This window comes from Mesorhizobium sp. 43Arga (genome assembly GCF_053714255.1).
This window is the reverse complement of record NZ_JBSKBO010000001.1, coordinates 567,312-593,282: the sequence shown is the minus strand read 5'-3', so window position 1 is coordinate 593,282 and position 25,971 is coordinate 567,312. Positions and strand designations below refer to the sequence as shown.

The following is a 25,971-nucleotide window of genomic DNA, read 5'->3' as shown; positions in this document are numbered from 1 at the left end:
ACGGGATCGGTGTAATGAGCAAGATCGAGACGATCGGCATCATCGGCGCGGGCCAGATGGGCGGGGGTATCGCCCATGTCTCCGCGCTATCGGGCTACAAGGTGCTGATCTACGATATTTCGCCCGACCGCATTGAAAAAGGCATCGCCACCATCAGCGGCAACATGGCCCGCCAGGTGGGCTCCGGCAAGCTTGACGAGAAGCTTCGCAACCAGGCGATGGCACGCATTGCCTCGGCACCGGCCATGGCCGATCTTGCTGGCGCCGATCTGGTGATCGAGGCGGCGACCGAGGACGAGACGGTCAAGCGCAAGATCTACGCGCAGCTCTGCCCGCAGCTCAATCCCGAAGCCATACTGGCGACCAACACCTCGTCGATCTCGATCACGCGGCTTGCCGCTCAGACCGACCGGCCGGAGCGCTTCATCGGCATACATTTCATGAACCCGGTGCCGCTGATGAAGCTGGTCGAGCTGGTGCGCGGCATCGCCACCGAGGACCAGACCTTCGAGGCGGCCAAGACCTATGTGAAGCAGCTCGACAAGACGATCACGGTCTCGGAAGATTTCCCGGCCTTCATCGTCAACCGCATCCTGCTGCCGATGATCAACGAGGCGATCTACACGCTCTATGAGGGTGTCGGCTCGGTCGACGCCATCGACACGGCCATGCGTCTCGGCGCCAACCATCCGATGGGACCGCTGCAGCTGGCCGATTTCATCGGCCTCGACACCTGCCTGTCGATCATGCAGGTGCTGCATGACGGCCTGTCGGATTCGAAGTACCGCCCCTGCCCGCTGCTGGTGAAATATGTCGAAGCCGGCTGGCTCGGCCGCAAGACCGGGCGCGGTTTCTACGATTATCGCGGCGAGCATCCCGTTCCGACGCGCTGACTCGTCCGTTCACGACGCCGCGGCAAGCGCCACGGGCGGCTCCGACTTGTCATCGGTGACCTTGCCGTCGGCCGCCACGCAAACGCATCCGCGGCCGGCGGCCTTGGCGGCATAGCAGGCGGCGTCGGCGCTTGCGATGATCTCGTCCGCCTCGCCGCAATTGGCGTTGATCGCCGCCACACCGATGCTGGCGCCGACGGCATGCGGCCGGCCATCCCAGGCGAAGTTCAATCCCGCTACCGCGTCGATGATGGAGCGTGCAGCGATCCTGGCGCCGGCGGTCGAGCCCGATTTCAGGATGACCGCGAATTCATCGCCACCCAGGCGCGCGACGATGTCTTCAGGCCCGAGTACGCCACGCACGGCCTGTGCGACCCGCTTCAGCAAGGCGTCTCCGGCGGCGTGACCGCCGGTGTCGTTGACCAGCTTGAAATGGTCGAGGTCGATGAACATGAACTGATGGCCGCTGCTTCCCACCCCGGCGGCATCCTTGCGGGCCTGATCGACGAGCTCCTCCATGGTGCGGATGAAGCTCGAGCGATTGGCAAGGCCGGTCAGCGCGTCATGCGCGGCGGCGTGGGCAAGCTGGCGCTGCAGGGCGCGCGCGTCGGTAAAATCCTGGAAGACGATGACCAGGCCGCAGAATTCGTTGCGCTCGTTCATGATCGGCGACACGACCTGGCGGATGCTGCAGCGTGTGTCGTCATGGCGGATCAGCACGGCGCGGCTGTTCTGGTCGGAGGGTGCCTCCGCACCGATCGCAGGCCTGGTCACGCCGATCCTGTGTCCCGTCTCCTCGTCGACCGCCCAATAGACATGGCCGAGCGTCTTGCCGAGAGCCGCCTCCGCCGAAACGCCGGTCAGCTTCTCGGCAACCGGGTTCATGAAGGTGACGCGGTTCGCCGCATCGGTGCAGATGACAGCATCGCCGATCGACTGCAGCGTCACCCGGAGCCGCTCTTTCTCGTCGGCCAGCATCGCCGCCGACACCGTCAGACGCGCCTCGGCCTCCTTGCGCCGGGTGATGTCGGTCAGGCTGCCGATGGCTCTGACCAGACGCCCCTCTCCGTCGCGCTCGATGGCCTTCCCGCGGTCGAGAATCCAGATCCAGCGGCCGTCCTTGTGACGCATCCTGAACTCGGCCTCGAAGAACTCGGTCTGGCCGTCGAGATGGGCGCGATCCGCTTCGGTGACGGTTTCGCGGTCGTCGGGATGGATCATCGTCAGCCAACGATCGGGGTTGCCGTCGAGTTCGCCATCGGCATAACCCAGCATCTTGACCCATGTCGAGGAGTAGGTCGTGCCGCCCTTGCGGATGTCGAGATCCCAGACGCCCTGGCCGGCGCCGGCAAGCGCGAAATTCCAGCGCGTCTCGGCCTCGGCGATGCGCGACTCGGCCTGCTTGCGCGCGTCGATGTCCTCGATCTGCGAGACGAGATAGAGCGGGCGGCCGCTTTTCTCATCTCGAATGACGGAGCCGGCGAGATGCGTCCAGACGGCTGTGCCGTCCTTCTTGAGGTAACGCTTCTCGAACTGGAAGGCATTGACCGTGCCAGCTTTGATACCTTCCATGGTTTCCCGCCCGATATGCAGGTCCTCGGGGTGCGTGATCTGGAAAAAGGTCAACGCCTCGATCTCTTCGCGGCTGTAGCCGAGCATCGAGGCGAAGGCCGGATTGGTCTGCACAATGCGCCCATCGAGGCCGACGACGGCGATGCCGATTGCCGAGTCTTCCATCGCCCGGCGGAAGCGCTGCTCGCTCTCCGCGATCTGTCGCCGATCTTCCCAGATGCGGCCGATGAAGAGATAGGCGAAGAAAAGCGCGCCGATTGTCATCGCGGCCGACACTTGAAGGCAAAGTTTGAGCGCTTCCGCGCCTAGGTCCAGCCTCGACAGCATGACCGAGGCCGCGGCCACGGCGACGCCGGCCACGAGCAACGCCGGAGTTGCATGTTTGTCGAGCCTGATCGGTCCTCGTAGTCTCACGATCCGTGCCACCCCCGTGGGCAATCGCTTTTTCTCGTTAAAATCCTGAAGGATCGATTTTAAGGAAAGGTTGCGTGGGGGTACCGCGATATGGTCAACCGGCAAACAATTGCCGGCATGATTAAGGATCGGTGTGCACGGAGTCTGTTCGCCCGTCCCGTGCTACCACCGCACGAAAAACCGCCCGCCGAGCGCGCCGAGCAAGGCGAGAACCGCGATCGCGATCGTGTACCATGTGGCGACGAAAAGCGGCGAATCGTCGAAACAGTGCGCAGCATAGAAGGTTGCCGCCAGCCCGCCGGCGAGCAGCCCCGCCACCGCGCCGGCAAGCACTGGCCGCGTCGGCGCGCCGTAGCGCAGCATCCACAGGAAGATGGCCAGCGGGCCAATGCCGATCAGCGGGATGAAGCCCATGCAGATCATCATGTTGGAGCCAATCATCCTGGTGCCCCACAACGCCTCCGGCACCATGAAGAGCTCCAGAACCACCGCCACGGCCACCAGCAGAGGGGCCGCGGCCATCCAGGTCAAGGCCCTGGCCGTTGAGGCGCCAGGTGTCGACAGCGCCCGGATCAGGCCGAAGGCGGTGACGGCAAGCACGATGGTGAAAACGAATTTGGACAGGAAGCGCATCGTGTGCGCGGCCACCATGAAGTCCGGGCGCGGGCCGATCGTCAGCAGGAAAACGATTGCCGCGATGACAATGGCCGCGCCAGCCGCCAGCCACCAGGCCGAGCGCAGCGGCATCGCCTTGCTGCTTGCATCGGCGTCGAGCGCCTTGATGAGATCCTCGGTCCTCATGTCATTCCCGCCCGAATCGCCCTTGCCCGAATCGCTTGGCTATGGCGGCTAGCCCGCGATGCAGCGACACACGCACCGCCGTCTCGCTGATACCGAACTTCGCTGCCGTCTCGCCGATCGAGCGGCCTTCCACGGATACGGCCGAAACCACCGAACGCTGTGCCGGCGGCAGCCCGTCCAGGGCCCTGTTGATGTCGCGCTCGCTGACGGTTTCGGTTTCTGGTTCGGCGAGGGTCTCGGCGATATCGTCGACATCGATTTCGATGCGCCGACCGCGCCGCCGGAACGCATCGATCAGCTTGAAGCGGGCAATCGCATAGATCCACGGCAGCACCGGCGCGTCCTGGCGCCAGGTATGCCGTTTTACATGAATGGCCAGCAAGGTTTCCTGCACGACATCCTCGGGATCGACTCCGCCCTGCACGATCTTGCGCCGGACAAAGCCGCGCACCAGCGCAGCAATCCGGTGCAGAAAGTCGGCATAGGCCTTTTCATCTCCGGCGATCGCGGCCCGCAACAGCCGGGAAAGCTCGGCCTCGTCCTTGCCGCTCACAAGAGTTCACTCCCCCGATTTTCGTGCCTCGGCACTGATTTGTTACGTGGCCGGCGAAATAATGTCCAAGCCAAACTACGGGCAAATCACGAAAGTTTGCGGGTCCTGAAGGCGCGGCCGCATACCGGTCGCTACAGGTCTTGCGTTCACGTCTGGCGAGAAACCGCCGGTCCGGGGCTCGATCACATGGAATTGTCCGCCTCGCGCGGCTCTTTGTGCCTCAGCGACCGATTGAAGCAGGCAAATAATGTTGACTGTTCGTGTCATGTATCGAATAGGTGCAACGAGCCAAGACCAACCAAAGCGAGGATGACGCCATGAGATACACCCTTTCCGCCCTTGTCGGCGCCACCGCACTTGCAATCGGCCTGGCCGCCGGTCCGGCGACAGCCGGGGACGCCGGCATCATCGTCTACAACGCCCAGCACGAGAGCCTGGCCAAGGGATGGGCCGAGGGTTTCACCAAGGAGACCGGCATCAAGGTCACGCTGCGCAATGGCGGCGACAGCGATTTCTCCAACCAGATCGTCGCCGAAGGGGCCGCCTCGCCCGCCGACGTGTTCCTGACGGAGAACTCACCGGCCATGGTGCTGGTCGAGAATGCCGGCCTGTTCGCGCCTGTCGATGCCGACACGCTGGCACAGGTGCCGCAGAACTATCAGGCGACCAGCGGCAAATGGGTGGGCGTGGCCGCGCGCAGCACCGTCTTTGCCTACAACACGACCAAGCTCAAGGCCGAGCAGTTGCCCAAGTCGCTGCTCGACCTCGCCGATCCGAGCTGGAAGGGCCGTTGGGCGGCCTCGCCCTCGGGCGCCGATTTCCAGGCCATCGTCAGCGCGCTGCTGCAGCTCAAGGGTGAGGCCGCAACGGCGGACTGGCTGAAGGCGATGAAGGAGAACTTCACCGCATACAAGGGCAACAGCACGGTGATGAAGGCGGTCAACGCCGGCGAGATCGAAGGCGGCGTGATCTACCATTATTACTACTTCGGCGATCAGGCCAAGACCGGCGAGAACAGCAAGAACGTCGCCTTGCACTATTTCAAGAACCAGGATCCGGGCGCCTTCGTCTCGGTCTCGGGTGGCGGTGTGCTCGCCTCGAGCAAGCATCAGAAGGAAGCCCAGGCCTTCCTGAAATGGGTGACCGGCAAGGGCGGCCAGGCTGTGCTGAAGAACGGAAACTCCTTCGAATACGCGGTCGGCAAGGGTGCCGAGTCCAACCCGAAGCTGGTTCCGCTGGCCGACCTGCAGGCGCCGAAAGTCGACGCCACGACGCTGAACTCCAAGAAGGTCACCGACCTGATGACGGCAGCCGGCTTGCTTTAGTTGCCGTTCGTCCTAATAAGGACAAACCGACCGTGCTCCCGCGGGAATTCACCTTCCGCGGGAGCGTTTTGTTTTCGAGATGGCTTTCGTCGATGACGACACGCTGCGTTCCTGACCTCCGACCGTGGTCCCTCGATTGCCGGCACCCCGCCGCAACCGTGGGGCGTCCGAACTGATGCAGCCCGCCGTCGATCTCGCGCGCGCCGGCTTGCCGTCGAAGATCCGCCGAATGCCGCAGCGGCGGGCGGCACCCTGGCTTGTCACCGCCGCTGTCTTCGTCGCGCTGCTCGCTCTTTTGCCGCTCGCCTTCATCATCTGGATCGCGGTGCAGACCGGCTGGGAGACCGTGTCGGCGCTGGTCTTCCGGCCGCGTGTCGGCGAACTGCTGGTCAACACCACGCTGCTGGTGTTGCTGACCGTGCCGATCGGCATCGTGCTGTCGGTGGCGCTGGCCTGGCTGACCGAGCGCAGCGACCTGCCCGGCGCCAGGCTGTGGGCCTGGCTGTGCGTGGCGCCGCTCGCCATTCCCGCTTTCGTGCACTCCTATGCCTGGATCACCATGGTGCCCGGCCTGCATGGCCTGTGGGCCGGCGTGCTGGTGTCGGTGATCGCCTATTTCCCTTTCCTCTATCTGCCCATATCGGCGGCACTGCGTCGCCTCGATCCGGCCCTGGAGGACGCGGCCGCCGCCCTTGGCCTTGGACCATGGCGCGTCTTCTTGCGTGTCGTGCTGCCGCAGCTCAGGCTCGCCATTTGCGGCGGCTCGCTGCTCGTAGGGCTGCATCTTCTGGCCGAATACGGCCTCTATGTCTTCATCCGCTTCGACACCTTCACCACGGCGATCGTCGACCAGTTCCAGTCGACCTTCAACGGACCGGCCGCCAACATGCTGGCCGGCGTGCTGGTGACCTGCTGCTTCGTGCTTCTGGGCCTCGAAGTGCTGGTGCGCGGCGAGGAACGTTATGCCCGTGTCGGCTCCGGCGCGGCGCGCTACCAGCAGCGCACGAACCTCGGCCGCGCCACCATCCCAAGCCTGGCCTTGCTGGTGGTCACCACGCTGCTGGCGCTCGGCGTGCCGTTCGTCACTATCGGCCGCTGGCTCATCGCCGGCGGCGCCGAGGTCTGGCGTCTCGACGAGATCAGCCTGGCGCTCGGCCAGACGCTGTTCCTGGCGCTTGCCGGGGCACTGCTTGCCACTGCCGCCGCCATGCCGATGGCCTGGATCTCGATCCGCGCGCCGGGGCCGCTGCAGCGCCTGCTGGAGGGTTGCAACTACATCGTCGGCTCGCTACCGGGTGTCGTCATTGCGCTGGCGCTGGTCACTATCACCGTGCGCATCGCGCTTCCGCTCTATCAGACGCTGTTCACAATCCTGGTCGCCTATGCTCTCATGTTCCTGCCGCGCGCCCTGGTCAGCCTGCGCGCCTCGATCGCCCAGGCGCCGGTCGAGCTCGAGCGCGCCGCTTCCAGCCTCGGCAGGCGGCCGCTCAACGCGCTGTGGTCGACGACCATCCGCCTGTCGGCGCCCGGTGCGGCGGCCGGCATGGCGCTGGTGGCGCTCGGCATCATGAACGAACTGACCGCGACCCAGATGCTGGCGCCGAACGGCACCCGCACGCTGGCGATGGCGTTCTGGTCCTACAGCGGCGAGATCGACTACGCCTCGGCCGCCCCTTACGCCTTCATCATGGTGGCGATGTCGCTGCCGCTGACCTGGCTGCTCTATGTCCAGTCGAAACGGATGGCTGGGCGATGAGCTTTCTCGAAATCAAAGGCCTGCACAAGCATTACGGCCCGGTCGCCGCACTGGCCGGCGTCGACCTCGATGTCGCCAGCGGCAGCCGGACCGCGATCGTCGGACCTTCCGGCTGCGGCAAGACCACCTTGCTGCGGTTGATCGCCGGCTTCGAGGCGCCGGACCAGGGCCGCATCGTGCTCGACGGCGAGGTGCTGGCCAATGGCGGCACCGCTGTCCCGGCGCATCGCCGCGGCATCGGCGTGGTGGCGCAGGACGGCGCCCTGTTCCCGCATCTGACCATCGGCGACAATATCGGTTTCGGCATGGGCCGAGGCGATGACAAACGCGCCGAGCGCATCGTCGAGTTGGCCTACATCGTCGGACTGGACAAGGCGATCCTCAAGCGCCGGCCGCACGAGCTCTCCGGCGGCCAGCAGCAACGTGTGGCGCTCGCTCGCGCCATGGCGATGAAGCCGCGGCTGATGCTGCTCGACGAGCCGTTCTCGGCGCTCGACACCGGCCTGCGCGCCTCGATGCGCAAGGCCGTGGCTGAACTTCTTGAGGCGGCCGGCATTACCACCATCCTTGTCACCCACGACCAGGCCGAAGCACTGTCCTTCGCTGCCCAGGTGGCGGTGATGCGCGACGGAAAATTCTCGCAGGTCGGCACGCCGCGCGATCTCTACCTCAAGCCGAAGGACAGGATGATCGCCGAGTTCCTCGGCGACGCCATCATCCTGCCGGCTAGCATCTCGGGCGGCTTCGCCAACTCGCCGCTCGGTCGCATCGCCGTCGACACTAATGACAGCCGCGATGTCGCCCGCATCATGCTGCGGCCGGAGCAGATCGGGCTGAAGCGCACATCGCGCGAAGGCATGTCGGGCACCCCCGACATGCTGTTTGGCGAGGTGACGGAATCGGAATTCGCCGGCTCGACATGCACGATCGCGGTGCGGCTCCTGAACAGCCCCGATCCACCGGACGCCGCCGCCATCGGCAACACGCCGCTAATCCTGCGCAAATCCGGCATGGACGCACCGACGGTCGGTGAGATCGTCCGGCTGACCGTATCGGGAAAGGCGCATGTGTTCGTCTGAAAGGCAGACGCGCACTGTGCCGGGCGCGCGATGGCCAGTTCAGGCCGCGACGTGCTTGCCGGTTCTGGCCGAATAGATCGGCCACTGCTCAAGTGGCTTGAAAGTCAGAGCGCCGGCTCGGGCACGGACGCCCTGAAGACATCGAGGCGGCTGCCCGTCTCCGACGAGAAGAAGTGCATGTCGTCTGGTAAAATCTTAAGGCCGACCTGGCTGCCGGGCTCGGGGTGGACGGCCTCCGACGTCATCACCGAAAACGGTGCGCCGTCGAGATCGACATAGATGACCCGCCCAGCCCCCAATTCCTCGACCAGGTCGACCGTGGCGTTGAGCGCGCCGGCCGTGCCGGGCGCGACCAGCCGGACGGCCTCGGGCCGGATGCCCATCGCGACCTTCGTGCCGACCGGCAGGCCGGTGCGTGCCATGGCCAGGCGCCGGCTGCCGCCGAGCAGCGACAGCCCGTCGAGTTCGACCGTGCCTTCCAGAATGTTCATGGCCGGCGCACCGACGAAGGTGGCGACGAAGCGGCTGGCCGGGCGTGTGTATATCTCACCCGGCGTGCCGACCTGCTCGACGCGTCCGCCATTCATCACCACCAGGCGGTCGGCCAGCGTCATCGCCTCGACCTGGTCATGGGTGACGAAGACCGAGGTGGCGTTCAGCCGGCGATGCAGCTTGCGGATTTCCGAACGCATCTGCACGCGCAGCTTGGCGTCGAGATTGGACAGCGGCTCGTCGAACAGGAACACCTTCGGCTCGCGGATCATGGCGCGGCCCATGGCGACGCGCTGCCTCTGGCCACCGGAAAGCGCCATCGGCTTGCGGTCAAGCAGATGTTCGAGCTCCAGCGTACGGGCGACCGCCTGGATACGCTGCTGGCGCTCGGCCGAGGGAACGCCAGCGACCTTGAGCGAATAGCCGATGTTCTGCGCCACACTCATATGCGGATAGAGCGCATAGTTCTGGAACACCATGGCGCAGCCGCGCTCGCGCGGTTCGAGTTTGTTGACCACGGTGCCGTCGATCGCGATCTCGCCATCGGAAATCTCTTCCAGCCCGGCAATCATCCTGAGAAGCGTGGACTTGCCACAACCGGACGGTCCCAGGATGACGACGAATTCGCCCGAGGCGAAATCGAGGTCGACGCCGTGCACGACCTGCGTCTTGGCGTAGTTCTTCTTGACGCCGCGGATTGTGATGGAGGCCATTTTCGTCTCCTTATTTCTCGGTGGCAATCAGGCCGCGCACGAACCAGCGCTGCATCAGCACCACGATAATCAGCGGCGGCAGCATGACGATCAGCGTGCCGGCCATGGCGATATGCCATTCCGGAACGCCGCCGACATTGGGGATCAATTGTTTGAGCTCGGTCACCGCCATCGCATGCGACTGGTCCGTGGTGATGAGCAGCGGCCACAGATACTGGTTCCAGGCCCACAGGAACATGATGGTGCCTAGCGCCGCCATGTTGTTGCGCGACAGCGGCAGCAGGATATCGATGAAGAAGCGCAGCGCCCCCGCGCCGTCCATGCGCGCGGCCTCTGTCAGCTCGTCCGGCACGGTCAGGAAGAACTGCCGATAGAGGAACGTGCCGGTCGCGGTGGCGACCAGCGGCAGGATCAGGCCGCTGTAGGAATTGAGCAGTCCCAGGCTGAGCTGGACCTGCACGCCCGAGACCTTTTCGATCAGCCAGGAAATTCCGGTCAGGTCCAGGATCGCCTGGTAGGGCTCCAGCACGTTGGCGACCACGGCGTAGGTCGGCACGATACGCACTTCGAGCGGCAGCATCAGCGTGATGAAGATCAGCCAGAAGATCAGCATGCGGCCGGGATAGCGGAAGTAGACGATCGAGAAGGCGGTGAGCGCCGAGATGATCACTTTGCCGGCGGCGACGCCTGTCGCCATGATGAAGCTGTTGAGCAGCTTGGGACCGAGATCGGTGGTCGTCCAGGCGGTCTTGATGTTGACCCAGAAGTCGCTGCCCGGCAGCAGCGACATCGGCACATCGTTGACATCCTTGAGGTTATGCGACGCCGCGATCGCCACGACCACGAACGGCGCGATGCAAAAGACGAAGCCGATGAACAGGATCAGATGCGTGAAGAAATTGAGGAACGGGGTGCGCTCGACCATATCCATCTCACCTGTAGTGCACGCGCCGCTCGATGAAGCGGAACTGGAAGATGGTGAGCACGACGATGAGCAGCATCAGGATGATGCTCTGCGCGGCGGCGCCTGAATAATCGAGGCCTTTGAAGCCGTCGGAATAGATCTTGTAGACCATCAGATTGGTCGCGTTCGCCGGGCCGCCTGATGTCATGATGTCGACGATGCCGAAGGAGTCCTGAAAACTCTCGGTGATGTTGATGACCAGCAGGAAGAAGATGGTCGGCGTGATCAGCGGGAACTGTATGTCCCAGAAACGCCTGATGACGCCGGAACCGTCCATGGCCGCCGCCTCGATCAGCGAACGCGGGATGGCCTGGAACGCTGCGAGGAAGAAGATGAAGTTGTAGCCGACATATTTCCACGAGAAGGCGACGATGATCGAAGCCATGGCGTCGGCGCCGTCGAGGCCGGGGTCCCAGAAGCCAGGCCAGATCTGGTTGACCACGGCCATGAAGCCGGCCTCCGGCGCCAGGATGAAGCGGAACGCCATCGCCAGCGCGGGTGCCGCGATGCCGTAGGGCCAGATCAGCACGACGCGGTAGAGCCGCGAGCCGGCGAGCTGCCGGTCGGTCAGGGCCGCGAGCACCAGTGCGATGAACATCGCGAGACCGGTGCTGATCCCGGCAAAGACAAGGCTGGCGGTGATCGAGTTCCAGTAGTCGGCGTTGGACAGGATGGAGCGGAAATTGTCGAGCCCGACCCAGATGTTGCCGCCGCCCCAGGGCTGCTGCAGCGTCAGCGACCAGTACACGGCCTGGCCGGCCGGCCAGTAGAAGAACGTGAAGATCAGGAGGAGCTGCGGCACCGCGAAAAGGATGCCGATCGTCCATTTGCCGAAAGTGACGCGTTTTTCCATCGATCCGCCGATGCCGTTGAACCGTCAGCCCGCTTTCTTGGAGCAAGACTAGATATGAAATGGCCGCCCGTCGAATCTCGACGGGCGGCCGTTCCGCAATCGGAGGGTCAGGGCAGGGTCTTGCCCGGATAGGTCTGCTGGAAGCGGTCGAGGATGGCGTCGCCGTTCTTGACCAGCGTATCGAGGCCTTCCTGGACGCTGACCTTGTTGGCGAAGATCGCCTGCATCTGCGTGCCGAACTCGGCGCGGATCTGCGTGAAATTGCCAAGCCGGATGCCGCGGGTGACTTCGGTCGGCTCGGACGCCGTCAGGCTGGCGATGGCGACTTCACGACCCTTGTAGGGCGCCTTGTCGTAGAAGCCCTGGCCCTTCATGTAGTCGAAGCCCGACTTCGTCACCGGGATGTAGCCGGTGTTGGTCGACCAGAACAAAGCCGTCTTGGGGTCATGGATGAAATTCAGGAACGCGGCAGCGCCCTTGTATTCGGCGTCCGACTTGCCGGAGAGCACCCACAGCGAGGCGCCGCCGACCAACGAATTCTTGCGCTCTGTGCCGGCGTAGACCGGCAGTTCGGCGACATCCCACTTCATGCCTTCCTTCTGGGTCCTGCCGACCGTGCCATGGTCGCCGACCGAGGTCAGGATGACCTGGCAGGTGCCCGAGGCGAAGGCCTGGACCATGTCCTGGCCGAGATCCTTGGACTTGATCTTGATCAAGCCGGCGTCATACCACTTCTTGAGATCGGTGACGTATTGGACGAACTTGGTCTTGTTGACTTCCAGACGCGCGTCGAGACCGTCATAACCATTGCTCTTGGTGGCGATCGGCTGGTTGTGGAGCGCCGAGAACTGCTCCATCAACTGCCAGCTTTCGTTGGCCGAAATGTTGATCGCCATCGGGCACTCGTAGCCGGCGTCCTTCAACGCCTTGAGGTCGGCGCCGACGTCTTCCCAGGTCTTGGGCGCTTCAGTCTTGCCGATCTTGGCGAACGCGTCCTTGTTCCAGTACATCAGCGGGGTCGAGGAGTTGAACGGGAAGGACAGCATCTCGCCCTTCGACGTGGCATAGTAGCGCGCGATGCCGGGGAAATAGTCGGCGTAGTCGATCTTGTAGCCGTTTTCTTCCATCAGCTTGTCGGCGGGCTTGTAGGCGCCCGACAGCATCATGGTGGCGGTGCCGACGTCATAGACCTGGACGACGGCCGGCTGCTTGCCGGCGCGGAAGGCCGCGATGGTGTTCTGCAGCGTGGCGTCGTAATTGCCCTGGCTGGTGCAGACGACTTCGTAGTCCTTCTGCGAGGCGTTGAAGTTCTTGCACAGCGTGTCGACGACACGGGCAAGGTCGCCCGAAAGGCCGAACCAGAAGTCGAATTTTACCGGTTCTGCAGAAGCAGGCATCGCCAGCGCGGTGCTGAGCGCACCAGCGGCAAGGGCAGCAAAGCCCCGCTTGATCATGGTCATGGTTTTCCCTCTTGAGTGGCTGGTGACAAGGGTCTTGCGCAAGTCCTTGCCCGCTCTCTTAGAGAAGGTATGTGACAGTTCTGTTGTGGCTCTCCGGCCTTTGCACAGCTGCTCGTTCCTCTCCCTCGGCGGATTGGCCGGCATCGAACGCACCGGCGCCTTAGGTAGCTAGGGCGACTGTCGCGGACGTAAAGACCATACCGGCCGTCATGATTATCCGGCTAAAGGGCCGAAGGAATGCGGGCGCGGCAACGGGCGCGTATGCGCCGGGAAAGCACGCTCTGGTTGCAGGCGCCTTTATAGATCCTTCAACAGCCAGGCCTTAATCAGTCATATTTCGTTTTTTATTTCCAATGGGCTTGGGGATATAAGATGTTGACGGTCTACAATTGCATCGTGAACCAGCACGATCTGAGACTGGTCGCACTCGCCGCGCTGATCTGCGGAATTTCCTGCTTCTCTGCTGTCAGCCTGCTTCACCACATCAGCCGTTCGACGGACCGGAACCGGCTTGTCTGGCTGATGATCGCGGCCACGTCGACCGGCTTCGGCATCTGGGCAACGCATTTCATCGCCATGCTTGCGTTCACGCCGGGCATACCCAGCGCCTACGATCCGTGGCTCTCCGTGCTCTCGCTCGCCGCCTCGGTCGCGCTGACGGCGGCAGGCATGTGGATCGCCACCTTGCGCGACGAGTTCGAGTATCATCTCGTCGGTGGCGCCGTTCTGGGCGGCGGCATCGCGGCCATGCATTACATCGGCATGGCGGCATTCGAGGTGCAGGGCCGTATCGAATGGAACCTGTTGATGGTCGCCGCTTCCCTTCTGGCCGGCGTAGCGCTCGGGGCGCTGGCGCTGCACGTCGTGCTGCGCCGCCCTTCCTTGACGGCGACATCCGCCGGCGCGGTGCTGCTGACGCTGGCGATCTGCACCTTGCATTTCATCGGCATGGGCGCGGTCTCGATCTTTCCTGATTCCTCGATCGTCATATCCGAATACACGATCGAGCCGACCTCGCAGGCTTTCGCGGCCGCGGCCGCGACGCTGGTGATCCTGGTGCTGTCGGCGTCGGCGCTGTGGATCGATCTGCGCTTCCGTCGCCAGAAGCTCGAGGTCGATCGCATGCACGGCCTGGCCAATGCCGCCGTGGAGGGCCTGATCGTCTGCGACGGCAGCCGCATCGTCAGCGCCAATGACAGCATGGGCAAGCTGACCGGCACGCTGGCCGCGACGCTGAACGGCACGGAACTGCGCGAGCTCTTCGACGAACACACCGCAACCGACGCTGCCAGCCTGGCTGGCCAGCCATGGGAGGCGGAGTTGAGGAACCGCGACGGAACGCGAATTCCGGTCGAGCTGATCGCCCGAAGCATCGATTATTGCGGCAAGCCCCACAATGTCATCGCCGTCCGCGACATCCGCGAACGCAAGAAGGCGGAGGAGGAGATCCTTCGCCTCGCCCATTTCGATCCGCTGACGGGACTGGCCAACCGCCGCTCCTTTTCCAGCCGTCTCGACATGGAAATCGCATCCATGAACCGGAGCGCCAATGGCGATAATGGCGTCAAAGGCCGGCATCTTGCGCTTCTGCTGTTCGACCTCGACCGCTTCAAGGAGGTAAACGACCTTTACGGACATGGCGCCGGCGATGCGATGCTGCAGAAGGTGGCGACCTGCGCGGCCGGCATCCTGCGTCACGGACAGATGCTTGCGCGCCTCGGCGGCGACGAATTCGCCATCATCGCCCCCAACCTGCCCGACCCGCAGGCGGCGGGCCGCATCGCCGGCTCGCTGCTCGCCGCCATGCACGAAGAGAACCGGGCCGCGGCCGGCGGCGGCCTGGTCTCTGCCAGCATCGGCATCGCGATCTATCCGCTCGATGCAGAAGACCAGACCGGCCTGATCAGCCATGCCGATACGGCGCTCTACCGCGCCAAGACCGAAGGCAGGGATACTTATCGCTATTTCGAGGCCTCGATGGGCGCCGAGGCCCGCGACAAGCGCATTATGGAGCACGAATTGCGCCAGGCCGTCGTGCGCAATGAGTTCTACCTCGTCTACCAGCCGCAGAAGGAGATCAGCAACGGCCGGATGGTTGGCTTCGAAGCCTTGATCCGCTGGCGCCATCCCGAACGCGGCGACGTTTCCCCCGCAACGTTCATCCCGGTGGCCGAGGAAAGCGGCGCCATCGGGCAGATCGGCGACTGGGTGCTCGACGCGGCCTGCCAGGAGGCGGCCCGCTGGGAAAATCCGCTGACGGTCGCCGTCAACGTCTCCGCGGTCCAGCTTCACAATCCCAATTTCAGCCGCAAGGTCCACGAGACGTTGCTAAGAACGGGTCTTGCCGCGACACGGCTGGAACTCGAGATCACCGAAACCGCGCTGGTGAAGGACATGCCGCGCGCGCTGGCAACCCTGCGGCAAGTCAAGTCGCTTGGCGTGCGCGTGGCCATGGACGATTTCGGAACCGGTTATTCCTCGCTCTCCAACCTGCGCGCCTTCCCCTTCGACAAGATCAAGATCGACGCCTCCTTCATCAAGGCGGTCGACACCAACGGCCAGGTCGCGGCGATCGTGCGCGCCGTGCTGGGGCTGGGTCGCGGCCTTGGCCTGCCGGTCCTTGCCGAAGGTGTCGAGACGCTTGGCGAGCTGAAATTCCTCGACGCCGAAGCCTGCGAGATCGGCCAGGGCTACTATCTCGGCAAGCCTGCGCCCATCGAGGCGTTCGACGATCTGACCGGCCACGGCAAGCGCACTCCGGCGCGCGCCGATCATCGGGATGGCAATCTCGTATTGCTCAAGCCAAGCGTGCGCTCGGCCTGATCGCTCACGATCCGAGCGCCGTCTCGACCAGCCGCCTGGCGTCAGGCCCCGACCATTCGGCCGGGCCGTTCATATGCGCGATCAGACAGCCTTCGCTGTCGATCAGCATGGTGACCGGAAGGCCGAGCGCCAGGCCGCGCGCCTTGAGGTCGTTGAACAGCGCCACCGTCGAATCCCTGAAATAGCCGAGCGCCTCGACGCCTGTTTCCTTGAGAAATTTCTTCGGCTTCACATCGTCGCCGGCGTCGACATTGACGGCGATGACCTGAAAGGCGTCGCTGCCCTTCTCCTTCTGCAGCGCATCGAGCGCCGGCATTTCGGCGCGGCACGGTGCGCACCATGTCGCCCAGAGGTTGAGCAGCACCGTCTTGCCGGCATGGTCGGCAATCGTCATCGGCTTGCCGTCCGGGCCATTGAAGGCAAGGCTTTTCATCGACTGCGGCGGATCGGCGGGTAAAAGCGCCGCGACCTCGCCGGTGGCGGCGGCCGCGATCTTCTTGGCGCGGCCGCTCTTGGCGGCGCAGGCGACGTCATCCTTGCTGCCGCCGGCCGCGACTTGGGCCGGTGCATTGTTGCCAGACCGGCTCTCGCTGACATATACCGCGACCGCGCCGGCCAGCGCTCCCGCCACCAAAGCGGCGAGGATCAGGCGCGGGGCCGGGAAAAATCTGTTTCCGTCTGCCATTTTCTCAAAACTGCTCCGAAGCACGGGTTTTATAGCGATGAGCGACAAGAAGACCAGCAACCAGATGTGGGGCGGACGATTTGCCTCGGGTCCGGCCGCGATCATGGAAGCGATCAACGCGTCGATCTCGTTCGACCGCAAACTCTACGCGCAGGACATACGCGGCTCGATCGCCCATAGCGAGATGCTGGCGCAAACGGGCATTATTTCGACGGCCGATCAAGAAAAAATCGCTCACGGCCTGAACACGATCCTGAAAGAGATCGAGGCGGGCAGCTTCGAGTTTTCGACCAAGCTCGAAGACATCCACATGAATGTCGAAGCCCGCCTCGCCGACCTGATCGGCCCGGCCGCCGGCCGCCTGCACACCGCGCGCTCGCGCAACGACCAGGTCGCGGTCGACCTGAGGCTCTGGGTCAAGGACGAGTGCTTCCGCGTCGCCGAGGCGCTGAAGGGCCTGATCACCGCGCTGCTGACGCGGGCCGAAGAGCACGCGGCCACCGTAATGCCGGGCTTCACCCACATGCAGGCGGCGCAGCCGGTGACCTTCGGCCATCACTGCATGGCCTATGTCGAGATGTTTGCGCGCGACCTTTCGCGCGTGCGCGACGCCATCGCGCGCATGGACGAGAGCCCGCTCGGTGCCGCCGCCCTTGCCGGCACCAGCTTCCCGATCGACCGCCACCGGACCGCCAAGGCGCTCGGTTTCAGCGAGCCGATGCGCAATTCGCTGGACAGTGTCTCCGATCGCGATTTCGCGCTGGACTTCCTCGCCATGGCGGCGATCTGCGCCACGCATCTGTCGCGGCTGGCCGAAGAGATCATCATCTGGTCGACGCCGCAATTCGGCTTCATCAGGCTGTCGGACTCATTTTCCACCGGCTCCTCGATCATGCCGCAGAAGAAGAACCCCGACGCCGCCGAACTGGTGCGCGGCAAGACCGGCCGCGTCAACGGCCATCTGGTCGGCCTGCTGACGGTGATGAAGGGCATGCCTTTGACCTATGGCAAGGACATGCAGGAGGACAAGGAATCGGTGTTCGACGCCGCCGAGACCCTCGACCTGATGCTGGCGGCGATGACCGGCATGGTCTCGGACATGACGGTCAACGCCGCCGCGATGAAGAAGGCCGCCGGCTCCGGCCACGCGACCGCGACCGACCTCGCCGACTGGCTGGTGCGCACGCTCGGCCTGCCTTTCCGCGAGGCGCATCACGTCACCGGCCGCGCGGTGGCACTTGCCGAGGAGAAGAAGGTGAGCCTGGAAAAGCTTTCGCTGGAGGATCTGCGGTCGATCAACCCCGGTATCACATCGGATATCTTCTCGGTGCTGGCGGTGCAGAACTCGGTCAAGAGCCGCACCAGTTTCGGCGGCACCGCGCCGTCGGAAGTGAGGAAGCAGATCCGCTATTGGAAAAAGCGGCTGGCCAAAGCCTGAGCCAGGGGTGCAATGCGCCGAGAACTCGGCTAAAAGCGGCGGCTGACAAACGTTTCGGACGGATGGATCGATGACCGGAAGCAGGATTTTGGTGACGCTGACGCTGCTGGCGGCGATGGCCGCCGTGACCGCCTGCGGCCGCAAGGCCGGTCTCGACACGCCCTATGAGGCGGCCATCCAGGCGCGCAAGGACGCCGAAAGGGCCAAGCAGCCGCTGCCGCCGGAGCCGGAAAAACCGGTCCACGACAAGAAGTTCATTCTCGACCCGCTGATCTAGAACCGATCAGACCGGGTTTGGCTTTCGAGCCCGATCTCATCGTGCTCCAACTTGCGGAATCACTCTCGTGAACCATTTCGACTACCGCGACGGCGTGCTGCATGCCGAGGACGTGGCAATCCCTGATATCGCCGCCCAGGTCGGCACACCGTTCTACTGCTATTCGACGGCCACGCTGACCAGGCACTACCGCGTCTTTGCCCAGGCTTTTGCCGACCTCGACGCACTGGTCTGCTACGCCATGAAGGCCAACTCCAACCAGGCCGTGCTGCGCACCCTGGCCAGGCTCGGCGCCGGCGCCGACGTGGTCTCGGAAGGCGAGTTGCGCCGGGCGCTGGCGGCCGGCATCCCAGCCGGCAAGACCCTGTTTTCCGGCGTCGGCAAGACCGCGCGCGAAATGGACCTTGCGCTCGAAGCCGGCATCCTTTGCTTCAACGTCGAATCCGAGCCTGAACTTGAGCTGTTGTCGGCCCGCGCCACGGCACTCGGCAAGGTGGCGCCGGTCTCGTTGCGCATCAATCCCGATGTCGACGCCAAGACCCACAAGAAGATCTCCACCGGCAAGGCCGAGAACAAGTTTGGTATTGCCTGGCAGCGCGCGCGGCAGGTCTATGCCCGCGCGGCAACGCTTCCGGGTATCAAGGTCACCGGCATCGACACCCATATCGGCAGCCAGATCACCGAGCTGCAACCCTTCGACGACGCCTTTGCCCTGCTGGTCGATCTGGTCGGCGCGCTGCGCGCCGATGGCCACGCCATCGAGCATGTCGATCTCGGCGGTGGCCTCGGCATCCCCTACCGCGTCGACAACAACCCGCCGCCCCTGCCCGACGCCTATGCCCAGATCGTCAGGAAGCATGTCACCAAGCTCGGTCTGAAGGTGATGTTCGAGCCGGGCCGGCTGATCGTTGGCAATGCCGGCATCCTGGTCTCGGAAGTGATCTTCGTGAAGGAAGGCGACGCCAAGAATTTTCTGGTCGTCGACGCCGCAATGAACGATCTGATCCGGCCGACGCTCTACGATGCCTTCCACGACATCAGGCCGGTCGTGCAGCCGCCGGCCGACACGCCGCGCATGATGGTCGACGTGGTCGGCCAGGTCTGCGAGACCGGTGACTATCTCGGCCTCGACCGCGATCTGCCCAGGCTCAAGGCCGGCGATCTCGTTGCCGTTTCCACCGCCGGTGCCTACGGCGCCGTGCAGGCCGGAACCTACAACACCCGCCTGCTGGTGCCGGAGGTGCTGGTCGACGGCGACCGCTTCCACATCGTGCGTCCGCGCCTGACCTATGACGATCTGATTGGGTTGGATTCGGTGCCCGACTGGCTGGCATAGGTCGGGATTTTCATACGAGGAACCAAGCCATGGCGCAGGGCAACACCGTCACACGCGAACGCATTGCCGCGATCGAACCGCGCATCCGCCCCTATGTCAGGCACACGCCGGTGCTGCGCGTCGACATGGCCGACTTCGACCGGCCGCCGCTGGCGGTAGACCTCAAACTTGAATGCCTTCAGCATTCCGGCTCGTTCAAGGCGCGCGGCGCTTTCACCAATCTTCTGGAAAGGCCGGTTCCCCAAGCTGGCGTCGTCGCCGCGTCGGGCGGCAATCATGGCGCCGCCGTCGCCTACGCCGCCATGCGGCTGGGCCACAAGGCGACCATCTTCGTTCCGGAAGTGAGCCCCCAGGCCAAGCTGGACCGCATTCGCTCCTATGGCGCCGACCTGGTCGTCGGCGGCGCCCGCTATGCCGAGGCGCTGGCCGCCAGCGAACGTTTCGCGCAGGAAACCGGCGCCTTGCAGATTCATGCCTTCAACCAGGAAGAGACGTTGGTCGGCCAGGGTACGCTTGGGCTCGAGATCGAGAACGATCTGCCTCAGATCGACACGCTGCTGGTCGCCGTCGGCGGTGGCGGGCTGATCGGCGGCATCGCCGCCTGGTACGCCGGCCGCATCCGCATCATCGCCATCGAGCCCGAGGGCGCGCCGACCCTTCATCGCGCCTTCGAGGCCGGCCATCCCGTCGACGCACCGGCGGAAGGCATCGCCGCCGATTCGCTGGCGCCGAAGCGCGTCGGCGAAATGATGTTCCCGATCGCCGAAGCCTTCGTCGAGCGCTCCATCCTGGTCAGCGACGACGACATCATCGCCGCGCAGAAGGCGCTGTGGAACCGGGTGCGCATCATCTCCGAGCCGGGCGGGGCTGCCGCCTTCGCCGCGATCCTGTCCGGCCGCTACACGCCGGCACCGGGCGAACGCGTCGCCGTGCTGGTCTGTGGCGCCAACGCAAACCCCGCCAATTTCTGATTGCAACCATTTCGGCAGGGTTCACATTTTCCGAGAGCGCCTCGCCTTTGCCGTGTTTGCTGGTATTCTTCGAGTCGTGAGGATCGGGCTATCCCGCCTGATTCCAGGAAGGGCCGATGACGCAACGACCCACCTCTAGCGATCGCGGTCTCGCCGGGCGCCTGGCGCTCAGCCGGCTGGCGACGCGGGTCTCAATGATGGTCGAGCGCGGCTGGCCGCTGCTGCTGCCGCTGATCCTTATCGCCTGCCTGTTCCTGAGCATCTCCTGGTTCGGCGTTTTCTCCCGGCTGCCGGATGTCGCGCGCATCGGCCTTGTCGCCGCATTCGGCCTGGCAGGGCTGGCGGCGCTCTATCCGCTGCGTTTCTTCCGCTTGCCTGGTGCCGCCGAGGTCGACCGCCGCATCGAGGCGGCCAACGAACTGTTGCACAGCCCCGTGCTGGTGCAGGCCGACCGGCCAAGCGGCCGTGAAAGCAGCTTCTCGCAGGCGCTGTGGCGCGAGCACCAGAAGCGCATGGCAGCCAGGCTCGACAGGCTTGGCGCCGACCTGCCACGCACCCGGGTGCCGGAGCGCGATCCCTGGGGGCTGCGCGCCGTGGCGGCGCTGCTGCTCGTCACCGCCTTTGCCTTCTCCTTCGGGCCGACAGGCGGCAGGATAGAAGACGGCTTCAGCGCCCACGGCGCGCACGATGCCTTGCCGCCACGCATCGATGCCTGGGTGACGCCGCCTGCCTATACCGGCAAACCGCCGATCTTCCTGACCGCCGACGCCAACCAGGCGACACCGACATTTCATGTGCCCGAGGGCAGCGACGTCTCCCTGCGCGTCACCGGAGGCTCGGGCGACGAAACGCTCGCCTATGCCGACAAGGATGGCAACGCCCGCACCATCGACCCTGTCGGACCGCAGGCGGCCAGCGCCAGGCCAGCCGCGAGCCCGGCGGCGCCGGCCTCCGCATCCCCGTCGAGGGTGCGCCAGTTCACCGGCAAACTGACCGGCGACGGCACGCTGACGCTGAAATCGGGCGAGGAACAGCTCGGCCGCTGGGCCTTCGCGGTGATCGCGGACAAACCGCCGCAGATCCGCTTCGTCGGTGAGCCCAAGCGCGCCGCCAACGGCGCCTTCGAGCTCAACTACCAGATCGACGACGATTATGGAGCCGCCACCGCCAAGGCGGTCTTCACGCTGGCAGACCCGCAAGCGCCAGGTGCGCATCCGCTCTACGGCCCACCCGAAATGCCGTTGACGCTGCCGCGCCGTGGCGGCAAGGCCAATGCAGCCAAGACCACCAAGGACCTGACCGAGCATGTCTGGGCCGGCGGCAGCATCAAGCTGACGCTGGTCGCCACCGACGACGCCGGCCATACCGCGTCCAGCGAGATCAAGACGCTTGTGATGCCGGAGCGGCCTTTCGCCAACCCGCTGGCGCGAGCGGTGATCGAACAGCGCCGCCTGCTGGCGCTCGACGCCAATGCCAGGCCGCACGTGCTCGACCTGATCGACGCCATCACGCTACGGCCGGAAGACACGTTCGACAACATGTCCCACTACCTCGCCATCATGAGCGCGCGCAGCCGGCTGAAACTGGCCGGGAACGACGATCAGCTGCGCGGCGAGGTCGCCTATCTCTGGGAAATCGCGCTCGGCATCGAGGAGGGCAATCTCTCGGCGGCCGAGAAACGGCTGCGCCAGGCGCAGCAGGCGCTGCAGGACGCCATCAAGAACGGCGCCAGCGATGCTGAAATCGAGAAGGCGATGAAGGAACTGCGCGAGGCGATGAACCAGTTCCTGCAGGAATTCGCCGAACGCGCCAAGCAGAACCCGAACGCGCCGCAAATGCAGCAGAACGGCCAGGAACTGCGCCAGAGCGACATTGACCGGATGATGGACCAGATCGAGAACCTGGCGAAGTCGGGCGATCGCGACAAGGCGCAGCAATTGCTGTCGCAGTTGCAGGACATGATGAACAATCTCCAGGCCGGCCGCCAGCAGCAGGGCGGCGAGCAGGACAGCCAGATGCGCCAGCAGATGGACAAGCTCGGCGAGATCCTGCGGCGCCAGCAGGAGATGATGAACGACACCTTCCGCATGGACCAGATGCAGCGGGGCGAACGCCAGCGCGGACAGAACCGCGACGAGCAGCTCGGCCAGGGCGGTGGCGAGGACCAGGACAAGCCAGGCGTCGGCAAGGACCGCGATCCGCTCGCCAGGCAAAAGCCGATGACGCCGCAGGAATTCGCCGACGCGCTGAAGCAGCTGAAGGAAGGCCAGGGCAAGCTGAAGAGCGACCTCGAGCAGTTGAAGAAGAGCCTCGAAGGCATGGGCATGGAGCCCAATGAAGGATTTGGCGAAGCCGGCAAGTCGATGGGCAGTGCCGAGCAGGCACTTGGCGAGGGCCAGGGCGACGAGGCCGTCGGCCACCAGGGTCGGGCGCTCGAGGCGCTCCGCAAGGGCGCCAAGGACATGATGAAGCAGATGCAAGCCATGCAGGGCGACCAGGGCGGCAGCCAGGAAGGCGGGCGTCAGCAGAATGCCGACCGTGACCCGCTCGGCCGGCCGCGCGCCAGCCAGGGTCCCGATTTCGGCGATTCGGTGAAAGTCCCCGACGAGATCGACGTCCAGCGCGCCCGCCAGATCCTGGAAGCGATCCGCAAGCGGCTCGGCAACGCGCTCAGCCCCGATATCGAGCGTAGCTATCTCGAACGGCTGCTCGAGCTGAAATAGGATAGTCGCCCCGACGCTCCGCCCCGAACCCCTCTCGAACGACTGCAACACCATGCCGAAGCTCGGTACTGTCACGCCCATCCTGCGGATCTTCGATGTTGCCAAGGCACATGAATTCTACCTCGGTTTTCTCGGTTTCGAAGTGCAGTTCGAACACCGCTTCGAAGACAACACGCCGCTTTACACGGGCGTTTGCCGCGACGGCTGCGTCTTGCATCTGAGCGAACATCATGGCGACGGCGCGCCGGGCTCTCACATCCGGATCGAGACGACCGACATCGCGGGGCTTCACCACGAATTGACTGCCAGGAAGTACCGCTTTGCCAGGCCGGGGTTGGAGGAGACGCCCTGGAAGACGAAGGAGGTCACGGTCAACGATCCGTTCGGCAACCGCCTGACCTTCTATGAGGATGTGAGAGACTAACCTTGCCTGTTGACGAACGCCTCGCGGATCGCCTCCTGCATGCCGTCGATCGCCTCGCCTGACGCGTTCGGGTTGCGATGCATCACCACATTGGAGGCATCGATGTCGCCGAACCCGTCGGCGGACGTCAGTTCTCGGCAGCCATCCGGAATGTTGCTGCGCGAGATCGGCGCGATCGCCAGTCCTGAGGTGACCGCAAGCTTCAGGCCGCCGGTGGTGTCGCTGGTATAGGCGACACGATAGGCAAGCCCGCGCTGCTCCAGTGACTTGATGGCGAAGTCCTTGCACCAGCTGACCCGGTTGTAGAGCGCGATCGGCACCGGGCGTTCCTCGTGCATGTGATGCAGGGTCGACGTCACCCAGACCGTCGGATCGTGCATCAGCACTTCGCCGCCGGCCAGATCCTGCCATTCGAAAACCACGCACAGATCGAGTTCGCCGGCGGCGAGCGCCGCCAGCTGCGCCTCCGAATGCGCGTAGCGCACGGTGACCTCGACCTTGGTGTGGCGTTTCGAAAACGCGCCGAGCGCGCGCGACAAGATGGCGTGGCCATATTCCTCCGGAATGCCGATGCGTACCGGTCCGCCGAGCGGCGCTGCCGCCATCGACGCCGCCGTTTCGTCGAGCAGCGAGACGATGCGGCGGGCGTTGACGATGAGTTCGCCGCCGCGCCGCGTCAGCGCGACGCCGCGCGAGCCGCGCTCGAACAGGCTGTCCCCGACCAGTTCCTCAAGCTTCTTCATCTGCATCGACACGGCCGACTGGGTGCGGCCGGCCTGCTCGGCCGCCCGGGTGAAATTGCCGGCCTCGGCAATGGCGACGAAGGTGCGCAGGAGGTCGCTGTCGAGGGTTGGACGCATGCTATCCATCATAAGCAGATTTGATTGCAGGCATCATTCCAATTCGTTTGCAACATGTCAAACGCCGGACGATAGTTGCCTTACCCATTGGATATGCGGCTGCGAAATCGGCCGCGGACCAATCTAAAGAGTCCTCACTCGTGCCCGCTGCCCGAAACGGTGGCGGGTTCTTTTTGATCTGGAGGCGGGCTGCTTCGGATCGTACGCGCAGGAGCCGGAACGCAGATGCAGAATAGGACGGTGCGCGGCATCCTGAGCCTGTGTCTGGGCGTGCTGGTCTTCTCGCTGCAAGACCCGCTCGTCAAGGCCGTGTCGAGCGGCTACCCGGTGACCGAGGTGATGGCGATCCGCTCAATCGTCGCCTTGCCGATCCTGATCATCCTCGTCCATGCCGATGTCGGGCTGCGGGCAATCCTGTCGAAGCGGTTCGGCCTGCTGACGACACGCGCCTTCATCCAGTTCACCTCCTACACCGTGTATTATCTGGCCATCGCCGTGCTGCCGCTGGCCGACGCGGTGGCGCTCTATTTCATGGCGCCGCTGTTCATCATGGCGCTGGCCGGGCCCTATCTTGGCGAACGCGTCTCCTGGCGGACGCTGGCGACCGTGCTGATCGGACTGTTTGGCGTCATCGTGATGGTGCGCCCCGGTGCCGGCCTGTTCGACTGGGCGGCACTGCTGTCGCTGGGCTCGGCGGCGCTCTACGGCTTCTCGCAACTGATGGCGCGCAAGATCGGCGATACCGAATCGTCCACGGTCATGGCTTTCTATCAGAACGGCGCCTATCTCGTCGGCGCGGCCGTGGTTGCCGGCACATTCCATCTGGCCGGCATCAATCACGCCGTCCACCCCAGCGTCGAATTCCTGGTGCGGCCCTGGATATGGCCGACGCTGCCGGATTTCCTCAAGATGGCCGCCTGCGGTTTTGTCGCCTCGGCCGGCATGATCCTTCTGTCGCAGGGCTACAGGCTGGCGCCGGCCAATCGGGTCGCCACCTTCGAATACACCGGCATTCTGTGGTCGCCGCTCTGGGGCTTCCTGTTCTTCGCCGAGGTACCGCGGTCGACGACCGTGATCGGCGCGGCGCTGATCATCGGCGCCGGCCTGCTCGCGCTCAACACAGCACGGCGCAGGAGCGCAGCGCCCGTGCTTGCCGCCGCCGATCCGGTCTGATCAAGCGAAGCAGATCAGCGCGCGTTCGACGCGCGAGCGGATTTCCGCCAGCGTGAACGGTTTCTGCACGACATCGAGGATGATGCCGTTCAACTCCTCGGCGCGCTCGCGCTGATCGGCATAGCCTGTCATCAGCATGATCTTCATCGCCGGGAAAAGGGCAGCCGCCGCGATCGCCATCTCGATGCCGTCCATCTCGGGCATGCGGATGTCGGAGACGACGAGATCGTAGCCGCCATGCGCGGCGCGTATCAGCGCCAGGCCTTGGGCGCCGTCGGCGGCGATATCGATTGCGTGGCCTGCGCGTTCGAGCGCGCGGGCAGCGAGGGTGCGGACGGACTCATCGTCCTCGACGATCAAAAGCTTTGCCATGGCCGGCAATTTGG

General features: G+C 64.6%; 22 protein-coding genes. 12 read left to right on the top strand and 10 right to left on the bottom strand.

Going from position 1 to position 25,971, the window contains the following annotated elements:
- The first annotated feature begins 14 nt into the window (after positions 1-14).
- Positions 15-893: a 3-hydroxybutyryl-CoA dehydrogenase gene (locus ACWGS8_RS02915; RefSeq protein ID WP_013892834.1), complete on the top strand. Its 879-nt coding sequence runs from the start codon at positions 15-17 to the stop codon at positions 891-893.
- A gap of 9 nt (positions 894-902) precedes the next feature.
- On the opposite strand, the gene ACWGS8_RS02910 is transcribed toward ACWGS8_RS02915, so the two are convergent.
- The 3 genes from ACWGS8_RS02910 to ACWGS8_RS02900 form a co-directional block, all read right to left on the bottom strand.
- Positions 903-2,825, bottom strand: coding sequence for a PAS domain S-box protein (locus ACWGS8_RS02910; RefSeq protein WP_454579516.1), 1,923 nt, complete (start codon positions 2,823-2,825; stop codon positions 903-905).
- 216 nt (positions 2,826-3,041) lie between these two features.
- Complete coding sequence (locus ACWGS8_RS02905) at positions 3,042-3,680, bottom strand: NrsF family protein (RefSeq protein WP_454579515.1); 639 nt, start codon at positions 3,678-3,680, stop codon at positions 3,042-3,044.
- Between the two features lies 1 nt (position 3,681).
- A complete protein-coding gene (locus ACWGS8_RS02900; protein ID WP_454579514.1) occupies positions 3,682-4,233 on the bottom strand; it encodes a sigma-70 family RNA polymerase sigma factor in 552 nt (183 codons plus the stop codon).
- A gap of 317 nt (positions 4,234-4,550) precedes the next feature.
- On the opposite strand from ACWGS8_RS02900, the gene ACWGS8_RS02895 reads away from it, so the two are divergent.
- The 3 genes from ACWGS8_RS02895 (at position 4,551) to ACWGS8_RS02885 (ending at position 8,393) form a co-directional block, all read left to right on the top strand.
- Entirely contained in the window at positions 4,551-5,558 is a 1,008-nt protein-coding gene (locus tag ACWGS8_RS02895) for an iron ABC transporter substrate-binding protein (protein WP_454579513.1), read from the top strand.
- Between the two features lie 175 nt (positions 5,559-5,733).
- Complete coding sequence (locus ACWGS8_RS02890) at positions 5,734-7,314, top strand: ABC transporter permease (RefSeq protein ID WP_454579512.1); 1,581 nt, start codon at positions 5,734-5,736, stop codon at positions 7,312-7,314.
- The gene (locus tag ACWGS8_RS02885) at positions 7,311-8,393 is read left to right on the top strand and encodes an ABC transporter ATP-binding protein (RefSeq protein WP_454579511.1); all 1,083 of its coding nucleotides are present in this window, start codon (positions 7,311-7,313) and stop codon (positions 8,391-8,393) included. Before ACWGS8_RS02890 ends, ACWGS8_RS02885 begins: the two co-directional genes overlap by 4 nt.
- A gap of 104 nt (positions 8,394-8,497) precedes the next feature.
- Here the strand turns inward: ACWGS8_RS02885 and ACWGS8_RS02880 are convergent, their stop codons facing one another.
- The 4 genes from ACWGS8_RS02880 to ACWGS8_RS02865 all read right to left on the bottom strand — a co-directional run bounded on the left by ACWGS8_RS02880 (position 8,498) and on the right by ACWGS8_RS02865 (position 12,875).
- Positions 8,498-9,598: a sn-glycerol-3-phosphate import ATP-binding protein UgpC gene (locus tag ACWGS8_RS02880; RefSeq protein WP_454579510.1), complete on the bottom strand. Its 1,101-nt coding sequence runs from the start codon at positions 9,596-9,598 to the stop codon at positions 8,498-8,500.
- 10 nt (positions 9,599-9,608) lie between these two features.
- Complete coding sequence (locus tag ACWGS8_RS02875) at positions 9,609-10,523, bottom strand: ABC transporter permease subunit (RefSeq protein ID WP_454579509.1); 915 nt, start codon at positions 10,521-10,523, stop codon at positions 9,609-9,611.
- 7 nt (positions 10,524-10,530) lie between these two features.
- Positions 10,531-11,415, bottom strand: coding sequence for a carbohydrate ABC transporter permease (locus tag ACWGS8_RS02870; RefSeq protein WP_454579508.1), 885 nt, complete (start codon positions 11,413-11,415; stop codon positions 10,531-10,533).
- Positions 11,416-11,522: 107 nt separating this feature from the next.
- Positions 11,523-12,875, bottom strand: a complete 1,353-nt coding sequence (locus ACWGS8_RS02865) for an extracellular solute-binding protein (RefSeq protein ID WP_454579507.1) — start codon at positions 12,873-12,875, stop codon at positions 11,523-11,525.
- Positions 12,876-13,247: 372 nt separating this feature from the next.
- On the opposite strand from ACWGS8_RS02865, the gene ACWGS8_RS02860 reads away from it, so the two are divergent.
- Positions 13,248-15,698, top strand: a complete 2,451-nt coding sequence (locus ACWGS8_RS02860; protein ID WP_454579506.1) for a bifunctional diguanylate cyclase/phosphodiesterase — start codon at positions 13,248-13,250, stop codon at positions 15,696-15,698.
- 4 nt (positions 15,699-15,702) lie between these two features.
- Here the strand turns inward: ACWGS8_RS02860 and tlpA are convergent, their stop codons facing one another.
- Positions 15,703-16,383, bottom strand: a complete 681-nt coding sequence (gene tlpA / locus ACWGS8_RS02855; RefSeq protein WP_454579505.1) for a thiol:disulfide interchange protein TlpA — start codon at positions 16,381-16,383, stop codon at positions 15,703-15,705.
- Positions 16,384-16,420: 37 nt separating this feature from the next.
- Here tlpA and argH point away from each other — a divergent pair, with 37 nt between their 5' ends.
- From argH to ACWGS8_RS02825, 6 genes are all read left to right on the top strand, one after another.
- Positions 16,421-17,821: an argininosuccinate lyase gene (gene argH, locus ACWGS8_RS02850; protein WP_454579504.1), complete on the top strand. Its 1,401-nt coding sequence runs from the start codon at positions 16,421-16,423 to the stop codon at positions 17,819-17,821.
- A 70-nt stretch (positions 17,822-17,891) separates the two neighbouring features.
- The gene (locus ACWGS8_RS02845; RefSeq protein WP_454579503.1) at positions 17,892-18,098 is read left to right on the top strand and encodes a hypothetical protein; all 207 of its coding nucleotides are present in this window, start codon (positions 17,892-17,894) and stop codon (positions 18,096-18,098) included.
- Between the two features lie 67 nt (positions 18,099-18,165).
- A complete protein-coding gene (lysA, locus tag ACWGS8_RS02840; RefSeq protein ID WP_454579502.1) occupies positions 18,166-19,434 on the top strand; it encodes a diaminopimelate decarboxylase in 1,269 nt (422 codons plus the stop codon).
- A gap of 29 nt (positions 19,435-19,463) precedes the next feature.
- The gene (locus tag ACWGS8_RS02835; protein WP_454579501.1) at positions 19,464-20,405 is read left to right on the top strand and encodes a threonine/serine dehydratase; all 942 of its coding nucleotides are present in this window, start codon (positions 19,464-19,466) and stop codon (positions 20,403-20,405) included.
- A 116-nt stretch (positions 20,406-20,521) separates the two neighbouring features.
- Positions 20,522-23,128, top strand: a complete 2,607-nt coding sequence (locus ACWGS8_RS02830; RefSeq protein WP_454579500.1) for a TIGR02302 family protein — start codon at positions 20,522-20,524, stop codon at positions 23,126-23,128.
- A gap of 52 nt (positions 23,129-23,180) precedes the next feature.
- Complete coding sequence (locus tag ACWGS8_RS02825) at positions 23,181-23,552, top strand: glyoxalase superfamily protein (RefSeq protein ID WP_454579499.1); 372 nt, start codon at positions 23,181-23,183, stop codon at positions 23,550-23,552.
- Here ACWGS8_RS02825 and ACWGS8_RS02820 read toward each other — a convergent pair.
- Entirely contained in the window at positions 23,549-24,412 is an 864-nt protein-coding gene (locus ACWGS8_RS02820) for a LysR family transcriptional regulator (RefSeq protein WP_454579498.1), read from the bottom strand. The genes ACWGS8_RS02825 and ACWGS8_RS02820 overlap by 4 nt on opposite strands.
- A gap of 225 nt (positions 24,413-24,637) precedes the next feature.
- Here ACWGS8_RS02820 and ACWGS8_RS02815 point away from each other — a divergent pair, with 225 nt between their 5' ends.
- Complete coding sequence (locus tag ACWGS8_RS02815; protein ID WP_454579497.1) at positions 24,638-25,585, top strand: DMT family transporter; 948 nt, start codon at positions 24,638-24,640, stop codon at positions 25,583-25,585.
- Here the strand turns inward: ACWGS8_RS02815 and ACWGS8_RS02810 are convergent, their stop codons facing one another.
- Entirely contained in the window at positions 25,586-25,957 is a 372-nt protein-coding gene (locus tag ACWGS8_RS02810) for a response regulator (RefSeq protein ID WP_010911735.1), read from the bottom strand.
- Between the last annotated feature and the right edge of the window lie 14 nt (positions 25,958-25,971).